General features: G+C 66.5%; 14 protein-coding genes and 1 tRNA gene. 3 read left to right on the top strand and 12 right to left on the bottom strand.

Annotated features, from left to right (window positions below):
• Positions 1-61: 61 nt before the first annotated feature.
• From ACZ5TO_RS16225 to tesB, 4 genes are all read right to left on the bottom strand, one after another.
• A complete protein-coding gene (locus ACZ5TO_RS16225) occupies positions 62-2,728 on the bottom strand; it encodes an FtsK/SpoIIIE family DNA translocase (RefSeq protein WP_464798829.1) in 2,667 nt (888 codons plus the stop codon).
• 183 nt (positions 2,729-2,911) lie between these two features.
• On the bottom strand, positions 2,912-4,249 hold the full coding sequence (locus ACZ5TO_RS16230; protein WP_464798830.1) for an ammonium transporter: 1,338 nt from the start codon (positions 4,247-4,249) through the stop codon (positions 2,912-2,914).
• A gap of 30 nt (positions 4,250-4,279) precedes the next feature.
• Positions 4,280-4,630 (bottom strand): P-II family nitrogen regulator, encoded by a 351-nt coding sequence (locus tag ACZ5TO_RS16235; protein ID WP_281396985.1) that lies wholly within the window; start codon positions 4,628-4,630, stop codon positions 4,280-4,282.
• A gap of 216 nt (positions 4,631-4,846) precedes the next feature.
• Entirely contained in the window at positions 4,847-5,734 is an 888-nt protein-coding gene (gene tesB / locus ACZ5TO_RS16240; RefSeq protein ID WP_464798831.1) for an acyl-CoA thioesterase II, read from the bottom strand.
• A 99-nt stretch (positions 5,735-5,833) separates the two neighbouring features.
• On the opposite strand from tesB, the gene ACZ5TO_RS16245 reads away from it, so the two are divergent.
• Entirely contained in the window at positions 5,834-7,054 is a 1,221-nt protein-coding gene (locus ACZ5TO_RS16245; protein ID WP_464800408.1) for a ubiquinone biosynthesis hydroxylase, read from the top strand.
• 232 nt (positions 7,055-7,286) lie between these two features.
• Positions 7,287-8,213, top strand: coding sequence for an IS110 family RNA-guided transposase (locus ACZ5TO_RS16250; protein ID WP_464797952.1), 927 nt, complete (start codon positions 7,287-7,289; stop codon positions 8,211-8,213).
• Between the two features lie 96 nt (positions 8,214-8,309).
• Here the strand turns inward: ACZ5TO_RS16250 and ACZ5TO_RS16255 are convergent, their stop codons facing one another.
• The 4 genes from ACZ5TO_RS16255 to ACZ5TO_RS16270 all read right to left on the bottom strand — a co-directional run bounded on the left by ACZ5TO_RS16255 (position 8,310) and on the right by ACZ5TO_RS16270 (position 10,838).
• Complete coding sequence (locus tag ACZ5TO_RS16255; RefSeq protein WP_184144824.1) at positions 8,310-8,498, bottom strand: Trm112 family protein; 189 nt, start codon at positions 8,496-8,498, stop codon at positions 8,310-8,312.
• 9 nt (positions 8,499-8,507) lie between these two features.
• Positions 8,508-9,188, bottom strand: coding sequence for an LON peptidase substrate-binding domain-containing protein (locus ACZ5TO_RS16260; RefSeq protein ID WP_464798832.1), 681 nt, complete (start codon positions 9,186-9,188; stop codon positions 8,508-8,510).
• 121 nt (positions 9,189-9,309) lie between these two features.
• Positions 9,310-10,272, bottom strand: a complete 963-nt coding sequence (gene trxA / locus ACZ5TO_RS16265) for a thioredoxin (protein WP_464798833.1) — start codon at positions 10,270-10,272, stop codon at positions 9,310-9,312.
• 56 nt (positions 10,273-10,328) lie between these two features.
• Positions 10,329-10,838, bottom strand: coding sequence for a prolyl-tRNA synthetase associated domain-containing protein (locus ACZ5TO_RS16270; RefSeq protein WP_464798834.1), 510 nt, complete (start codon positions 10,836-10,838; stop codon positions 10,329-10,331).
• Between the two features lie 217 nt (positions 10,839-11,055).
• On the opposite strand from ACZ5TO_RS16270, the gene ACZ5TO_RS16275 reads away from it, so the two are divergent.
• Positions 11,056-11,130 (top strand) — tRNA-Gly (locus ACZ5TO_RS16275).
• 154 nt (positions 11,131-11,284) lie between these two features.
• Here ACZ5TO_RS16275 and ACZ5TO_RS16280 read toward each other — a convergent pair.
• The 4 genes from ACZ5TO_RS16280 to metA all read right to left on the bottom strand — a co-directional run bounded on the left by ACZ5TO_RS16280 (position 11,285) and on the right by metA (position 15,827).
• Positions 11,285-13,192, bottom strand: coding sequence for a methyl-accepting chemotaxis protein (locus ACZ5TO_RS16280; protein WP_464798835.1), 1,908 nt, complete (start codon positions 13,190-13,192; stop codon positions 11,285-11,287).
• Positions 13,193-13,337: 145 nt separating this feature from the next.
• A complete protein-coding gene (locus ACZ5TO_RS16285; protein ID WP_464798836.1) occupies positions 13,338-14,354 on the bottom strand; it encodes an aldose epimerase family protein in 1,017 nt (338 codons plus the stop codon).
• A gap of 91 nt (positions 14,355-14,445) precedes the next feature.
• On the bottom strand, positions 14,446-14,898 hold the full coding sequence (locus ACZ5TO_RS16290; RefSeq protein ID WP_464798837.1) for an N-acetyltransferase family protein: 453 nt from the start codon (positions 14,896-14,898) through the stop codon (positions 14,446-14,448).
• 5 nt (positions 14,899-14,903) lie between these two features.
• Positions 14,904-15,827 (bottom strand): homoserine O-acetyltransferase MetA, encoded by a 924-nt coding sequence (gene metA / locus ACZ5TO_RS16295; RefSeq protein WP_184144843.1) that lies wholly within the window; start codon positions 15,825-15,827, stop codon positions 14,904-14,906.
• Positions 15,828-15,883: the final 56 nt, after the last annotated feature.

Below are 15,883 nucleotides of genomic sequence, written 5' to 3' on the forward strand. Positions count from 1 at the left end.
GGCATCGCCCCGGCGCGGCGCTCGACGGCAAAAACGCCATGGGAAGGCGCTGCGTTCCCGGTCATCGCCCGATGATGTCTTCTTCCGTCGGCACGAGGATCTCGCGCTTTCCGGCGTGGTTGGCGGGGCCGATCAGCCCCTCCTTTTCCATGCGCTCGATCAGCGAGGCGGCGCGGTTGTAGCCGATGCCGAGCCGGCGCTGGATGTAAGACGTGGAGGCCTTGCCGTCGCGCAGCACCACGGCGACGGCCTGGTCGTAGGGATCGTCCGAATCGTCGAGATTGGCGGTGCCTGCCGGGCCATGGCCGCCTTCGCCGTCCTCGTCGTCGTCCTCGGTGATCGCGTCGAGATATTGCGGCGCGCCTTGCGTCTTCAGATGCGCGACGACCGCCTCCACCTCGTGGTCGGAAACGAACGGGCCGTGCACGCGCTGGATGCGCCCGCCGCCGGCCATGTAGAGCATGTCGCCCATGCCGAGGAGCTGTTCGGCGCCCTGCTCGCCAAGGATGGTGCGGCTGTCGATCTTCGACGTCACCTGGAAGGAGATGCGCGTGGGGAAATTCGCCTTGATCGTGCCGGTGATGACGTCGACGGACGGACGCTGCGTCGCCATGATGACGTGGATGCCCGCCGCGCGCGCCATCTGGGCGAGCCGCTGCACGGCGCCCTCGATGTCCTTGCCTGCGACCATCATCAGGTCGGCCATCTCGTCGATGATGACGACGATATAGGGCATCGGCTGGAGGTCGAATTCCTCCGTCTCGTAGATCGCCTCGCCCGTCTGGCGGTCGAAGCCGGTCTGCACGGTGCGGGTGATCTGCTCGCCCTTGGCAAGCGCCTGCTCGACGCGGCTGTTGAAGCCGTCGATGTTGCGCACGCCGATCTTCGACATCTTCTTGTAGCGCTCCTCCATCTCGCGCACCGTCCACTTGAGGGCGACGACGGCCTTCTTGGGATCGGTGACGACGGGGGAGAGGAGATGCGGGATGCCGTCATAGACGGAAAGCTCCAGCATCTTCGGGTCGATCATGATCAGGCGGCACTGTTCCGGCTTGAGGCGGTAGAGCAGCGACAGGATCATGGTGTTGATGGCGACGGACTTGCCCGAGCCGGTCGTGCCGGCGACGAGCAGGTGCGGCATCTTGGCGATGTCGGAAATGACCGGCTCGCCGCCGATCGTCTTGCCGAGCGCCATGGCAAGGCGCGCCTTGGAGGTCTCGAAATCGCGGGATGCCAGGAGCTCGCGCAGGTAGACGGTCTCGCGCGTCGCGTTCGGCAGCTCGATGCCGATGGCGTTGCGGCCCGGCACGACGGCGACGCGGGCGGCAATCGCGCTCATCGAGCGCGCGATATCGTCGGCAAGGCCGATGACGCGGGAGGACTTGATGCCGGGGGCGGGCTCCAGTTCGTAGAGCGTGACGACCGGGCCGGGGCGGACATGGATGATCTCGCCCTTGACGCCGAAATCCTCCAGTACGCCTTCCAGCATGCGGGCGTTCTGCTCCAGCGCATCGGCCGAAAGGGTCGCATCGCGCACCTGACCCTTCGGCTCGGCGAGGAGATGCAGCGAGGGAAGCTGGAAGCCATCCGGGCCGACGAAGGAGGTCTGCGCCTCGCGGTCGACGCGCTGGCCGGGCTTCGGCCGGGCGGCGGGCGCGACGACGCGGGCACCGGCGGCCGGCGCGGGCTGGCGGGCCGGGGCGCGGCGCGGCGCCCAGTCGGCGGCAACATCGTCCTCGTCATCGTCCGGCAGGATGCCGCTCGGGCGGGCAAGCGGCTCGTCCATGTCGAAGGGCAGGTCGTCGTCGAGCTCGATGGAAGGGGCGGAGACGGTCCGGCGGCCTTCCATGGAGGGCTCGACGCGCTCGGAGGACCGCGCGGAGGCGCGGGCGCGCACCGGCTCGTTGAGGGTGCCGAACTCGTCCTCGTTGAAATCATAGGGCTGCTCGATGCCCCGCGCCCTGCGGCGCTGGCCGGATAGGCCGAAGAGGCGGCGCACGCGCGCCTGGCCGGTGAACCAGGCATGGGTCATGGCCCCGGCAAACAGCGTGAGCGGGCCTTCCCGCTCCTCGTCGTCGTCGTCGGCTTCCGCAACGGGGCGGGCGCGGCTCTGCACCGGCACCGGCGTGAAATCCTCCTCGTCGTCGACGGCGGGAGCGCCGATGAGGCCGGCGCTGAACACCATCATCCAGGCGGCCGGCACGGCGATGATGCAGCCGAGGACGGTGGCGAAGACACCCGTCGGGTAGGCGCCCGTGAAGAGGGCGGGAAAGCGCAGGATCATGTCGCCGAAGACGCCGCCGAGCCCCGTCGGCAGCGGCCAGGTGACGGGGCCGGGAATGCAGGCGAGCGCCGCCGAGGCGAGGATCGCCCCGCCGAACCAGGCGGCGGCGCGCTGCGGCACACGGCTGAAGCGCCGGCCGCTGACCATGGCGAGCCCCCAGGCGACGACCGGCAGCAGCGCGATGACGCTGGCAAGGCCGAAGAATTGCATGAAGAGATCGGCGAAGACCGCACCCGGATAGCCGAGGATGTTCTTCGGCTCGCCGCTGGAGGCATAGGAAAGGCTGGGGTCGGAGACGTTCCAGGTGGAGAGCGCGGCAATGGCGAGCGCAAGGCCGAGGAAGATGGCAAGCCCGAGGAGCGCCTGTACCTGCCGCCAGACGAATGCCGACAGAACGAAGCGGTCGTGACGGTTGTCCAGTCCTGCCGAAATGCTTCTGCTCATGGTTACAGCCTGTGCCTACAAAAAATCGCGGCAACCCGGCGTGATTCGCGGGCGTGCCTGACTGCGAACCCTACGAAGGAAGGCTTAATGGCGTGTTAACCATGCCCGCCCCGACATGGTTTACACCCATAAACGGCAAAGGCCCGGACCAGGGGTCCGGGCCGGAAGCGGGCGGCAGGCCTCTTACGAGTGGTAGGCCGCTTCGCCGTGGGACGAGAGGTCGAGGCCCTCGCGCTCGGCTTCGACGCTTACCCGCAGGCCGACCACCATGTCGACGATCTTGTAGAGGATCGCCGAGACGACGGCGCACCAGACGATGGTGATGACGACGGCGGTGAGCTGCGTCATGAACTGCGAGGCGATGGAGAAATCGGCCCCGCCCGTGCCGCCGAGCGAGGGCGCGGTGAAGATGCCGGTGCCGAGCGCGCCGATGAGGCCGCCGACGCCATGGACGCCGAAGACGTCCGCCGTGTCGTCGTAGCCGAACTTGTTCTTCACGACGGCGACGAAGAAGTAGCAGATCGGCGAGGCGATGAGGCCGAGCACGATGGCACCGAACGGGCCGACCGAACCGGCTGCCGGCGTGACGACGACGAGGCCGGCGATCATGCCGGAGGCGGCGCCGAGCAGCGAAGCCTTGCCGCGGGTGAAGGTCTCGACCACCGACCAGGCGAGGATCGCGGCGGCCGTGGCGACGAAGGTGTTGACCGTGGCGAGGACCGCGCCGCCCGAGGCTTCGAGGTTGGAACCGGCGTTGAAGCCGAACCAGCCGAACCACAGCATGGCGGCACCGACGAGGGTGAGCGTCATGGAGTGGGGGGCCATCATGTCCTTGCCGAAGCCCGTGCGCTTGCCGACCATGATCGCGCCGATGAGGCCCGCGACGCCCGCATTGATGTGCACGACGGTGCCGCCGGCGAAATCGAGCGCGCCCATGTTGAAGATGAGGCCGTTACCGTCCCAGACCATGTGGGCGATCGGGAAGTAGACAAAGGTGGCCCAGAGGATCGTGAAGAGCAGGACCGCCGAGAACTTGATGCGCTCGGCGAAGGCGCCGACGATGAGGGCCGGCGTGAGCGCGGCGAAGGTCATCTGGAACAGCATGAAGATGTATTCCGGGATGACGACGCCGTCGGAGAAGGTCGCCGCCGTGCTGTCGACGGTGACGCCCGTCAGGAACAGCTTGGCAAAGCCGCCGAAATAGGGGCTCGTCGAGCCGCCGAAGGCGAAGGAGTAACCGTAGACGACCCACACCATCATCATCATGGCGCCGATGACGGTGCACTGCATGAGGACGGAGAGCATGTTCTTCGTGCGCACCAGGCCGCCGTAGAAGAGGGCAAGGCCGGGGATCAGCATGAAGAAGACGAGCAGCGTGGCGACGAACATGAAGACGGTATCCGCCTTGTCCGGGACGGGCGCGGCGGGGGCGGCCTCCTGCGCGAAGGCGGCGACCGGCGCGAGCACGCCTGCCGTGGCGACGGCCACGCGGGAGAGGATATGGGGAAGTTTGAACGACATGTTGAATAGGCTCCCTGATAGGCCGTTTGCTTAGAGCGCTTCGGAATCGGTTTCGCCCGTGCGGATGCGCACGGCATGGTCGATGGCGTAGACGAAGATCTTTCCGTCGCCGATCTGCCCGGTCTTGGCCGCGGCGGCGATCGCTTCGACCGCCCTGTCGGCAAGGTCGCTGGCAACGGCGATCTCGATCTTCAGTTTCGGCAGGAAGCTGACGGCATATTCGGTGCCGCGGTAGATTTCCGTATGCCCCTTCTGGCGCCCGTAACCCTTCACTTCGGTCACGGTCAGGCCCTGGATGCCGACAGCGGTGAGGGCCTCACGCACCTCGTCGAGTTTGAACGGCTTGATAATGGCCATTACGATTTTCATCTGGTTTCCCATCCTTCGTGCTTGTCCCCAGCCGGGGCCATCTCTCCGAGTTGCCGGGACAGGCTGTCCGCGGCGACCGAAGCTACACATTCAAGGGGCGTGCCAGATTCGAATGACTTCTCTAAGTTATTGAAATTAAAATATTAAAAATAAGAAACGTACGGCGGCGCAAAAATTCGCCACCGCAAATGGTCAAAAAATGAGCGCTATTGGGATAGTGGGCAGAATTTAATCAGTTGCCCTTTTCCGAATCAGCCCCTCCTGGGCGACCGAGGCGATGAGCGTGCCATCGCGGGTGAAGATCGCGCCGCGCGTCATGCCGCGCGCGCCGGAAGCCGAGGGGCTGTCCTGGCTGTAGAGCAGCCAGTCGTCGAGCACCGGCGGGCGGTGGAACCACATGGCATGGTCGAGGCTGGCGACCTGCAGCGAGCGGTCGAGCACGGAGGTGCCATGCGCGAAGAGGGACGTATCGAGCAGCGTCATGTCGGAGAGATAGGCGAGCACCGCCATCTGCAGGCGGCGGTCCTGCGGCACCGGCCCCGTCGTTCGCACCCAGATGTTCTGGTGCGGATCGAGCTTTTCCGAGGAGAGATAGTGGGCAAGGGAGACCGGGCGCAGCTCGATCGGCCGCGGCCGCTCCCAATAGGCGCGGATATGCGCCGGCGCGCCGGCCATGAACTGCGCCTTCAGTTCCGCCTCGCCGAGGAGCTTTTCCGGCGGCGGCACGTCCGGCATCGCCGTCTGGTGCTCGAAGCCGTCTTCGTCGTCCTGGAAGGAGGCCGTCATGAAGAAGATCGGCTTGCCGTGCTGGATGGCGATCACCCGGCGCGTGGCGAAGGAGCCGCCGTCGCGTACGTTCTCGACGTCGTAGATGATCGGCACGGCGGGATCGCCCGGCCGCACGAAATAGGCGTGCAGCGAATGGGCGAAGCGGTTCTCCTCCTCCACCGTCCGCGTCGCCGCGACGAGCGCCTGGCCGATCACCTGCCCGCCGAACACCCGCTGCCAGCCGACCTGCGGGCTCTTGCCGCGGAAGAGGCGCACCTCCAGCCGCTCCAGGTCGAGCGTTTCGAGAAGAATATCCATGGCGGGATTTTCGGCGGATCGACGCGACATTTGGGCATGGCCTCCACGGTAGGAAACTGCGTCCTCCTCCTCTATATAGACGCAAACGAGACCTCAAGCGGCCAGGAGATTGCCATGACCGATGCCCCGATGCTCGACGCCCTTGTCGCCGGCGGCGGCTATGTCGGCCTGTCGCTGGCGGTCGCCGTCAAGAAGGCCGCGCCGCACCTTGCCGTCGAGGTGGTGGACGGCGCGCCGGAGCATGTCTGGCAGAAGGACGAGCGCGCCTCGGCCATCGTCGCGGCCGCGCGCAACCTCCTCGACGTCCTCGGCGTGTGGAACGAGATCGCCCCCGAGGCCGAGCCGATCCGCCGCATGGTCATCACCGATTCGCGCACGGCCGATCCCGTGCGCCCCGTCTTCCTCACCTTCGAGGGCACCGGCTCGACCGACGACGGCCAGCCCTTCGCCCATATGGTGCCGAACCGCGCGATGACCGGCAGCCTGCTGCGCCAGGCCGAAAGCCTCGGCATCCCCGTGCGCTGGTCGACCTCGGCGGAAGGCTTCTCGACGGGCCAGCACGAGACGACCGTCCGCCTCTCAGACGGCACGGAACGCGTCACGCGCCTGCTCGTCGCCTGCGACGGCGTGCGCTCGAAGCTGCGCGACATGGCGGGCATCAAGACCGTGCGCTTCGACTACGGCCAGTCCGGCATCGTCACCACGGTCGAGCACGAGCGCCCGCATGACGGCACGGCGGAAGAGCATTTCCTGCCCGCCGGCCCCTTCGCCACGCTGCCGCTCACCGGCAACCGCTCCTCGCTCGTGTGGACCGAGCGCACGGAGGACGCCCGCCGCCTCGTCGAGAGCGACGACCTCGTCTTCGAGGAGGAGCTGGAGCGCCGCTTCGGCCACAAGCTGGGCGCGCTGAAGGTCGTCGGCGGCCGGCGCGCCTTCCCGCTCGGCCTGACGCTCGCCCGCGCCTTCGTCGCCCCGCGCTTCGCGCTCGCGGGCGACGCCGCCCACGGCATCCATCCGATTTCCGGCCAGGGCCTCAATCTCGGCTTCAAGGACGTGGCGGCGCTTGCCGAAACCATCGTCGAGGCCGACCGCCTCGGCCTCGATATTGGCGCCCTTTCCGCGCTGGAGCGCTACGAGACCTGGCGCCGCTTCGACACCGTGCGCATGGGCATCACCACCGACGTCCTGAACCGCCTCTTCTCCAACGACGCGACGCCCCTGCGCGTGCTGCGCGACGTCGGCCTCGGCATGGTCGACCGCCTGCCGGGCCTCAAATCCTTCTTCATCCGCCAGGCCGAAGGCACCGCCGGCGGCGGCCACCCCCGCCTGCTGGTGGGACAGCGCATCTGACTGAAAGCCACCCGCCACTCCGCCCCTCCCCCACCGTCATCCTCGGGCTTGACCCGAGGATCCTGTGTGTTTTGGTTGGTGTAGGATGGTTGCGGGAAGGAGACCGAGAGGATCCCGGCCGTCGTTTGTAACGGCAGGCCGCCGCATGGCCTGGTCCCTTCCCGCTTCGCCCATCAACCTGAACAGTTGCATGAGGCTGTTGGCGCAGACCTCGCACACAGGAGCAGGCTCCATGACGATACACCACAATTTCATCGGCTGCGACATCGGCAAGGAAGCGGTCGATATCTTCGACCCGCGAACGGCCAGGTTCTGCCGCATCCCCAACACCGAGGCGCAACTGTCCGCCTTCGCAAAGCGCCTCGACCCGGCCGGCGACCTCGTCGTCCTGGAGGCGACGGGCCATTGCGACCGGCTGGTGCGCCTGTGCCTTGCACAGGCCGGCATCGCCTTTGCCCGCGTCAATCCGAAGACGGCGCGGCGCTTTGCCGAGGCGCGCGGGCGGCTGGCCAAGACCGACCGCATCGATGCCCGCTCGCTTTCGCACATGGGGGCCATGTTCGGCCTTTCGGCCGATGCGCCGCCTTGCCCGGTACACGAGCGGCTGGCGGCCCTTGCCCGGCGCCGCGACCAGCTCGTCGACGCCCGTGCGGGCGAGCGCAGACATCTTGGCGAGGCCTTCGATCCGGCCGTGCGCGCCGACATCGAGGCCATGATCGCCATCCTCGGCGAGAGGATCGCTGCAATCGAGAGCGCGATCGACGAGCAGATGCAGAGCGGCAACCTTGCCGAAGGGGCCAGGCGCCTCGCATCGGCTCCCGGCGTCGGCAAGGTGACGGCCCTGGCCCTGCTTGCCCATATGCCCGAACTCGGCACGCTCTCGCCCAAGGCGGCGGCAAGCCTTGCCGGCCTTGCGCCCTTCAACGACGATTCCGGCAAGAGAGCAGGCCGCCGCCGCATCAAGGGGGGAAGACCAAGGGTGCGAAAGGCCCTCTATATGGCCGCCCTCGGCGCCATCAGGGCCTCATCGCGCCTGCGCACCTTCTACCTCGCCGTCAAGGCCAGAACGGGCGCCGCTAAGGCCGCCATCATCGCCGTCGCGCGAAAGCTCATCACCATCCTCAATGCCATGCAGCGCGACAAAACCCATTTCCGATGAAACACAGTTGCCACGCGACACCCGCGGCTGTGGATGCCCGGAGCAAGACGAAGGAGAGAGCGGCGCCATCGCGCACTGGCCCCGCGAACCGCGAGCTCAGTCCTTGATTTCCCGCGCTTCCGAAATGAGCATGATGGGAATCCCGTCGCGGATCGGATAGGCGAGCCTGGCCTTTTCCGAGATCAGCTCGCGCGCCTCGGCATCGTAGGTCAGCCGGCCCTTGGTCAGCGGACAGACGAGGAGTTCGAGCAGTTTCGGGTCGACCCGGCTGGCGCTGGTATCCATAAGCCCCACCTATTGCAGCCGCGTGTCGACGTCGCCGTAGCCGCGCGCCAGCACGATCTCGGTGATGGCGATCAGGGTCTCGGCGCGGGTCTTGAGGTCCGGCGCTTCGAGGAGGGCCTGCTTCTCCGCCGGCCCGTAGGGCGACATCATCGCCATGGAATTGACGAGCGTGGCGTTGCTGGCCCGCTCCACGCTCTCCCAGTCCGCCTCCAGCTTGTTGGCGTCGAGATAGGCCTTGAAGGCGGCGAGCAGCGCCTCCCGGTCGACGCTCTTCTCCTCGTCGCCCGCCGAAAGGTCGGCGATGAAGGGCGCGATATGGAAGCTGCGATAGGACCTGTCGCCGCGCAGCTCGTCCAGCAGCCGGTAGCGGCAGACGCCCGTCAGCGAGACGATGTAGCGCCCGTCGCCCGTCTCGGCGAAGGAGGTGATGCGGCCGATGCAGCCGACCTGGCAGAGCGCCGGCGCCTCGGTCTCGGCTTCCTGCATGCGCTCGCCGCCGAAGACCGGCTGCACCATGCCGATCAGCCGGTGCATGGAAAGCGCGTCGTCGATCATGGAAAGATAGCGCGGCTCGAAGATGTTCAGCGGCAATTGCCCGCCGGGCAGAAGCAGCGCGCCCGTCAGCGGAAATACCGGAATGGCCTCGGGCAGGTCCTCCGGTTTCAGGTAACGCGCGTTTCCCACATGCATGGCATTGCCTTCCCGTTCCGCGGCGCGGCGTTTCCCCGCCCCTCGTCATCGCGCCCTTTCGGAATGTGGGGTGGACGCGGCATTTCTCAAGAGACGCCGCCCCTCACCTTCCGTAAAAACCTTACGAAAACAGGATCGACGACAGCTTGCGGCGGGCGGCGATCGTCGCCGGATCCTTCGGTCCCCAGACGTCGAAGAACTGCAGCAGCTCGCGGCGCGCGCCGTCGTCCTCGAAGGCGCGGTCGCGCTTCATGATGTGGAGCAGATGATCGGCCGCCGCCTGGCGGTCGCCTTCCACGTTGCGGATCTTCGCGAGCTTCAGCCGCGCGGCGTGGTCGTCCGGGTCCTGCGCCAGCGCCTGTTCGAGCGCGGCCGGATCGCCGAGCTTGCGCGCTTCCTCGATCTGGTCGAGCTTCTTGACGACCGCCGCGACGGCCGGGTCGGCCGCAACCGCTTCCGACACGTTCGTCAGCATCTGGCGGGCGTTCTCCGGCTGGCCGGCGGCGATCATGCAGTCGGCGATGCCGGCAAGCGCGGCCGCGTTCTCCGGATCGGCCTGCAGCAGCGCGCCGTAGAGGTCGGCCGCCCCGCCGAGGTCGCCGGCGTCGAAAAGCGTCTTCGCCTCGGCCAGCAGCGCCTCGATCTCGGCCTTCTCGTCAGCCCCGGCGGGACCGGCGATCTTGTCGATGAACTGGCGGATCTGGCTTTCCGGCACGGCACCCATGAAGCCGTCCACCGGCCGGCCGGCCACGAAGGCGACGACGGCGGGAATGGACTGGATGCCGAGCTGGCCGGGAATGGAGGGATGGTCGTCGATGTTGAGCTTGACGAGCTTCACCCGGCCCGCGCTCTCGCGCACGACCTTCTCGATGATCGGCTGGAGCTGCTTGCAGGGGCCGCACCAGGGCGCCCAGAAATCGACGAGGACGGGCTGCTGGCGCGAAGCCTCCAGCACGTCGCGCGAGAAATTCGCCGTCGTCGTGTCGGCGACCAGGTCGTCCGCCGGTGCCGCGCCGCCATAGCTCGCCGAAACGTTCATCTGCCCGCCGTAGGACGATGCGTAGGGGTTGTCGCCTGCACTCATGGGTCTCTCCTGTGGCGCGGAAGCGCCTTCTCTGCTTGCGCGTCTGAGATCGTATGTCAGGCCGTGACTTTCAAGACAAGCGGCTCGTGCCCCGTCGCCGCGATGAAGCGCAGGAGATCCTTCGAGCCGATCGAGGTCGTCGCGTCGTTGCGCAGCGGATGGCAGTTGATCCTATCATATTCCATGAGATCGGCATCGATGATGATCTTCACCTTGCCGTCCGTGTCGTTGATGACCCCGAAGGCGGTGACCGCGCCGGGGATGACGCCGAGATATTCCATCAGCTTTTCCGGCCGGCCGAAGGAGACGCGGCTTGCCGCGCCGATGACGGTATGGATGGTCTTCAGGTCCACCGCCGCATGCTCCTCGACGGTCATCAGGAAATAGTTGTCCTTCTTGTCCTTCACGAAGAGGTTCTTCGTGTGGCCGCCGGGAATCTCGTCGCGCAGCGCCACCGATTCGGCGACGGTGAAGACCGGCGCATGCTCCTTCGTGGCATGGGCGATGCCCAGCCCGTCGAGAAACTGGAAAAGGTCCTTGTCGGTCTTCGGCTGCGTCTCGCTCATGTCATGGTTCCCGGCAGATTGCTCCTGCCCGCTGATAGGACGTCGCCCGCCCGCGCGCAACCGCCCGGAAATCCGGGACCTGCAATGCGGCCGCATTTTTTTCTCCCAAATCCGGCATTTCCCTGTTGCATTTGAAAAATCCTTGGGCCATATAGCGCCCGTCGCCGCAACGCAGCGACCTTCGGCCAAGCGAACTACCCCGGGCCGATGACGATGAGCGGGTGTAGCTCAGGGGTAGAGCACAACCTTGCCAAGGTTGGGGTCGAGCGTTCGAATCGCTTCACCCGCTCCATTCTCTCCAAAGTTTCCAAGCCTCGGTTCTGCCCGAGGCTTTTGTGTTTTCCGGCTTCGGAATGAGCGGGTGCCGTTTGCGCCTTGTCTCAAGCGAAAACGGGCGGCGACCGTTTCTTGGGTCGCCGCCCGTTTCTGGTTCGAGCCGGAGGCTGCTATGCGGCGCGGCGGTGTCCCTGGGCCGCGGCGCGGGGTTCGGCGATGTGGAACTGCGAGAGGGCGGTCTGGAGCTGGGCGGCTTCGCCGGCGAGCATCTGGCTGGCGGCCGTGGTTTCCTCCACCATCGCGGCGTTCTGCTGGGTCATCTGGTCCATCTGGTTGACGGCCGTGTTGATCTCGCCGAGGGCGGCGGACTGTTCCTGCGCGGCACGGGTGATCGAGACGACGTGGTCGTTGACGCGGTTGACGAGGTCCTTGATCTCGGAGAGCACGTCGCCCGTCGACAGCACCAGCGAGACGCCGCCCTTCACCTCGCCGGCAGAGGCGTTGATCAGGGTCTTGATCTCCTTGGCGGCATTGGCCGAGCGCTGGGCAAGCTCGCGCACTTCCTGCGCGACGACGGCGAAGCCGCGGCCGGCCTCGCCCGCACGGGCGGCCTCGACGCCGGCATTGAGGGCCAGCAGGTTCGTCTGGAAGGCGATTTCGTCGATCACGGAGATGATCTGGCTGATCTTCTGCGAGGACTGCTCGATGCGGCCCATGGCGTCGATGGCGCTCTGGACGATCTCGCCGGACTTGTCGGCGCTGTCCTTGGCCTCCCGCACGATCTCCGACGCCTCGATGGCGCGGGTCGTGGAGGTCTTCACCGTGGTGGTGATCTCTTCCAGCGCGGCGGCGGTCTCCTCAAGCGAGGCGGCCTGCTGCTCCGTGCGGTGGGCGAGCTGGTCGGCAGCCGCCGAAAGCTCGCGGGAATTGCCGGTGATCGTGCCGGCGGTGGTGAGGATGCCGGCCATGGTGCTGCGCAGCGTCAGCATGGCGCCGTTGACGTTGGCCTGGAGCTCGGCGAAATCGCCCTGGAAATGGCCGGCCATTTCCTGCGTGAGGTCGGCATGGGAGAGCGAGGCGATGACGCGGCGCACTTCGCTGACACCCCGGTCGACGTTCTCGACGAGCTCGTTGACGCTGGTTGCGAAGCGGCTGAGATCCTCGTCCTCGTACGCCTTGGTGATGCGGCGGGAGAAATCGCCGGCGGCAGCGGCGGCGACGATGGTGCTGATGTTCGACTGCAGGTCCTTGCTCTGCGCCTGGAGGGCGGCTTCCTGCGCCTCCATCTCGCGCATCTGCATCTCGTTGGCGCGGAAGACGTCGAGCGTGCGGGCCATGGCGCCGATCTCGTCCTTGCGCTCGGTACCGGGGATCTCGTCGTCAAGCTTGCCGGCGGCGAGGTTCGACATCACGCCGGTAAGGCGCTGGATCGGCCGCACGATGCCGTTGCGGGCCAGCAGCATGCTCGCCAGCATGCCGGCGACGATGCAGACGAAGGCGGTGACGAGCAGGAGGGCCTGCGTGGTCGTCGAGCGCGAGATCGCGGCGGCGCGTGCGGTCGAGAGCGTCTCGGCGGAATAGGTCGTGTATTCCTTGAGCGCGACGGTGACGGCCTTCTGGCCTTCCAGCGCCTTGTCGAGCGCGGCGAGGACGGCGGCCCGATCCTGGCCCTTGTCGGAGCCGGCAATGGCCACCATGGCGCGGATATCGTCGAAATAGGGCATCAGCGTGCCGCGGATGCCCTCGAGCAGCTTTTCCTCGTTGGCGTCGGCGGTCGAGGCGATCTTCGGCAGGCGGTCCAGCATTTCCTTGGCGCGCTTTTCCGTCTCGGCGGCGAAATCGGCCGACTTTTCCGGCGCCATGGCGAGCTGGTAGGTCATGCGGCTGATGGCGATGACGTCGATGCGCAGGTCCATGGCCTCGCGGGCGACCTCCTCGCGCGCGCCGGTATCCTCCAGCGCCGAACCGAGCGAGGTAAGGCCCCGGCTGCCGACGGCGGCGATGGTGCCGGCGGCAATGCCCATCAGCAGAACGAGAAGCCCGACTTTCCGGGAAATGGAGAGATCCGAGAGTTTCATGGGAGACAGATCCTGTCAGGGAGACCGGCGCTGTCCTGGCGCGTTCAATCCCGCACAACCCGGCATCATTCCGGGTCCTTGCCTCGGGTTTTCCGTCAGAAAGGTTTCGATTTTGTTGCCTTGCAGCAAACCCGTGCCGGAAGGCTCAGGCCTTGCGGAACACGTAGTCCGTTTCCTGCCGCAACGTCTTGCCGGGGCGCAGCACCGCATCGGGGAAATTGCCGTGGTTGACGGCATCCGGCCAGACCTGCGTTTCAAGGCAGAAGCCGGCGAAAGGCCCGTAGTGCCGGCCGCCGAGACCGGGAACGGGAGAATCCACATAGGCGCCGGTATAGAGCTGCACGCCGGGCTCGGTGGTCGAGACCGACAGCGACACGCCGGAAAGCGGGCTGCGCACTTCGGCGACAGGGCGCTTTTCCTGCCGCGTGGCGGAAAGGCAGAAATTGTGGTCGAAGGCAATGCCGCCCTCCTCCGTCTGGCGGCGGAGCGGCGTCCAGTCGCGAAGGTCGAAGGGCGTGGCGGCGACGGGGCGGACCTCGCCGGTCGGGATGAGGTTCTCGTCGACGGGCAGGTAATGCTCGGCCGCAAGGCGGATCTCGTGGCCGAACGCATCGGCGCCGCCGTCGAGGATGAAATAGCTGTGCTGGCAGAGATTGGCCGGCGTCGGCGCATCCGTGTTCGCCGCATAGGCGACGGAAAGCGTGCCGCCGCCGGAAAGGCGATAGGTGCAGGCAATGGCGCAATTGCCGGGATAGCCGGCGCGGCCCGCGGGATCGGTGACCGTCAGGGTAACGAAATCCGGTCCCTGCGCCGCAATGCGCCAGTTCTGCCGCCCCGTGCCGTCGCTGCCGCCGTGCAGGTGCGTGACGCCGCGTTCGTTGCATTCGAGCCGATAGGCCGTGCCGTCGATGGAGAAACGCCCGCCGGCGATGCGGTTGGCGCAGCGCCCCGGCGTCGCACCGAAATAGGGGGAGTGTTCGAGATAGGAGGCAAGATCCTCGAAACCGAGCACGAGGGGCGCATCGTGGCCTTCGAGGCGAAGGTCCTGGATGACCGCGCCCCAGGTCAGCACATGGGCCGTGAGGCCGCCGCCCGCGATCGTGATGCGCTCGACCGCCTCGCCGGAGGCAAGGCGCCCGAAGATCTCATTTCCTGCACTCACGCCTGTCTCCCCCGTCCGGTCATCCGCGCGGCAACCTGCTGCAATTTTCTCCGGTCCGCAATCGGAAAAGTCATACTTTTTAGAATCCGCCTCAGAAATTCTTCTGGTAGACGATGAAGGGCGTCTTTTCGGCGATGCGGTCGTAGAGTTTTCGCGCGGTAGCGTTGAACTCCTGCGTCATCCAGTAGACCTCCGGCGCACCGGCCTCCGCGGCCTTGGCGTAGACGCCCTCGATGAGCGCGCGGCCGATGCCGGTGCCGCGCACGTCAGGATCGGCAAAGAGGTCCTGCAGGTAGCAGATATTGCCGAGCGTCCAGCAGGAACGGTGGAAGAGGTAATGCGCAAGGCCGACGGGCCGGCCGTCGAGCGTGGCGAGAAGGCCGCGATACTCGCCCTGCGCGCTCTCGCCCGTCAGCCGGGCGAAGGTGCTGGCATAGACCTCTTCCGGCAGCACCGTCTCATAGAAGGCGAGATAGGCGGTCCACAAGCGCCGCCATTCGCCTTCGTCATGCGTGTGCAGCGGGCGGATGACGACGCGGCTCATGAATATCAGGCTCCCGTTCCGATTTTCTGAAGGTCGTAGGGCGTCGTCTGGTAGATCTCGTTGATCCAGTTGCCGAAGAGCAGGTGCGCATGGCCGCGCCAGCGGTTCTGCGGCGTCAGCGACGGGTCGTTGTGCGGGAAATAGTTCTTCGGCAGCTTGATCGGCACGCCGGCCGAGACGTCGCGGAAATATTCGTCGGCGAGCGAGGTGGAATCGTATTCCACATGGTTGAAGATGTAGAGCCGGTTGCCCGCCTTCTCCTCGACCAGGCACACGCCCGTCTCGTCCGAATCGAGCAGGATCTCGAGCGCCGGCACCTTGCGGATGTCCTCGGTGCGGATCTCCGTCCAGCGCGAGACGGGCACCTCGAAATCGTCGGAGAAGCCGTTGAGATAGACCGAGGAGGGCTTGCGGTTGTGGTGGCGGTAGACGCCGAAGGCCTTCTCGTCCAGCGTGCGCTTGGGCACGCCGTGGAAGTGGTAGATCGCCGCCATTGCGCCCCAGCAGACATTCAGCGTGGAATGCACGTTGGTCTCTGTCCAGTCGAGGATCTGCTTCATCTCGTCCCAGTAGGTGACGTCCTCGTAGTCGAGGGTCTCCACCGGCGCGCCGGTGATGATGAAGCCGTCGAACTTGCGGTGCTTCACCTCCTCCCACGTATCGTAGAAGGAAAGCAGGTGTTCTTCCGAGGTGTTCTTGGCGCGGTGGCCGCCGACGCGCACCAGCGACAGTTCCACCTGCAGGGGCGAGGCGCCGACGAGGCGCGCCATCTGCACTTCCGTCTTGATCTTGTTCGGCATGAGGTTGAGCAGCCCGATCTGCAGCGGGCGGATATCCTGCCGGATCGCCACCGTTTCGGTCATCACCCTGACGCCCTCGTTCACGAGGGTTTCGAAGGCGGGAAGCGTATCGGGAATCTTGATGGGCATCTTTCACTCGATCGAAAACAAAAACCGGCCGCAACGATGTCACAGCCGGTCCACGG

This window comes from Shinella sp. Sh6 (assembly GCF_055392685.1).

Bases quoted from the DNA above. Each gene is read 5' to 3' on its own strand.
- ACZ5TO_RS16290 (WP_464798837.1), bottom strand. From the start codon at position 14,898: ATGAGCCGCGTCGTCATCCGCCCGCTGCACACGCATGACGAAGGCGAA.
- ACZ5TO_RS16255 (WP_184144824.1), bottom strand. From the start codon at position 8,498: ATGGATACCAGCGCCAGCCGGGTCGACCCGAAACTGCTCGAACTCCTC.
- tesB (WP_464798831.1), bottom strand. From the start codon at position 5,734: ATGTCGCGTCGATCCGCCGAAAATCCCGCCATGGATATTCTTCTCGAA.
- ACZ5TO_RS16270 (WP_464798834.1), bottom strand. From the start codon at position 10,838: ATGAGCGAGACGCAGCCGAAGACCGACAAGGACCTTTTCCAGTTTCTC.
- ACZ5TO_RS16235 (WP_281396985.1), bottom strand. From the start codon at position 4,630: ATGGGAAACCAGATGAAAATCGTAATGGCCATTATCAAGCCGTTCAAA.
- ACZ5TO_RS16245 (WP_464800408.1), top strand. From the start codon at position 5,834: ATGCTCGACGCCCTTGTCGCCGGCGGCGGCTATGTCGGCCTGTCGCTG.
- trxA (WP_464798833.1), bottom strand. From the start codon at position 10,272: ATGAGTGCAGGCGACAACCCCTACGCATCGTCCTACGGCGGGCAGATG.
- ACZ5TO_RS16225 (WP_464798829.1), bottom strand. From the start codon at position 2,728: ATGAGCAGAAGCATTTCGGCAGGACTGGACAACCGTCACGACCGCTTC.
- ACZ5TO_RS16230 (WP_464798830.1), bottom strand. From the start codon at position 4,249: ATGTCGTTCAAACTTCCCCATATCCTCTCCCGCGTGGCCGTCGCCACG.
- metA (WP_184144843.1), bottom strand. From the start codon at position 15,827: ATGCCCATCAAGATTCCCGATACGCTTCCCGCCTTCGAAACCCTCGTG.
- ACZ5TO_RS16260 (WP_464798832.1), bottom strand. From the start codon at position 9,188: ATGCATGTGGGAAACGCGCGTTACCTGAAACCGGAGGACCTGCCCGAG.
- ACZ5TO_RS16280 (WP_464798835.1), bottom strand. From the start codon at position 13,192: ATGAAACTCTCGGATCTCTCCATTTCCCGGAAAGTCGGGCTTCTCGTT.
- ACZ5TO_RS16250 (WP_464797952.1), top strand. From the start codon at position 7,287: ATGACGATACACCACAATTTCATCGGCTGCGACATCGGCAAGGAAGCG.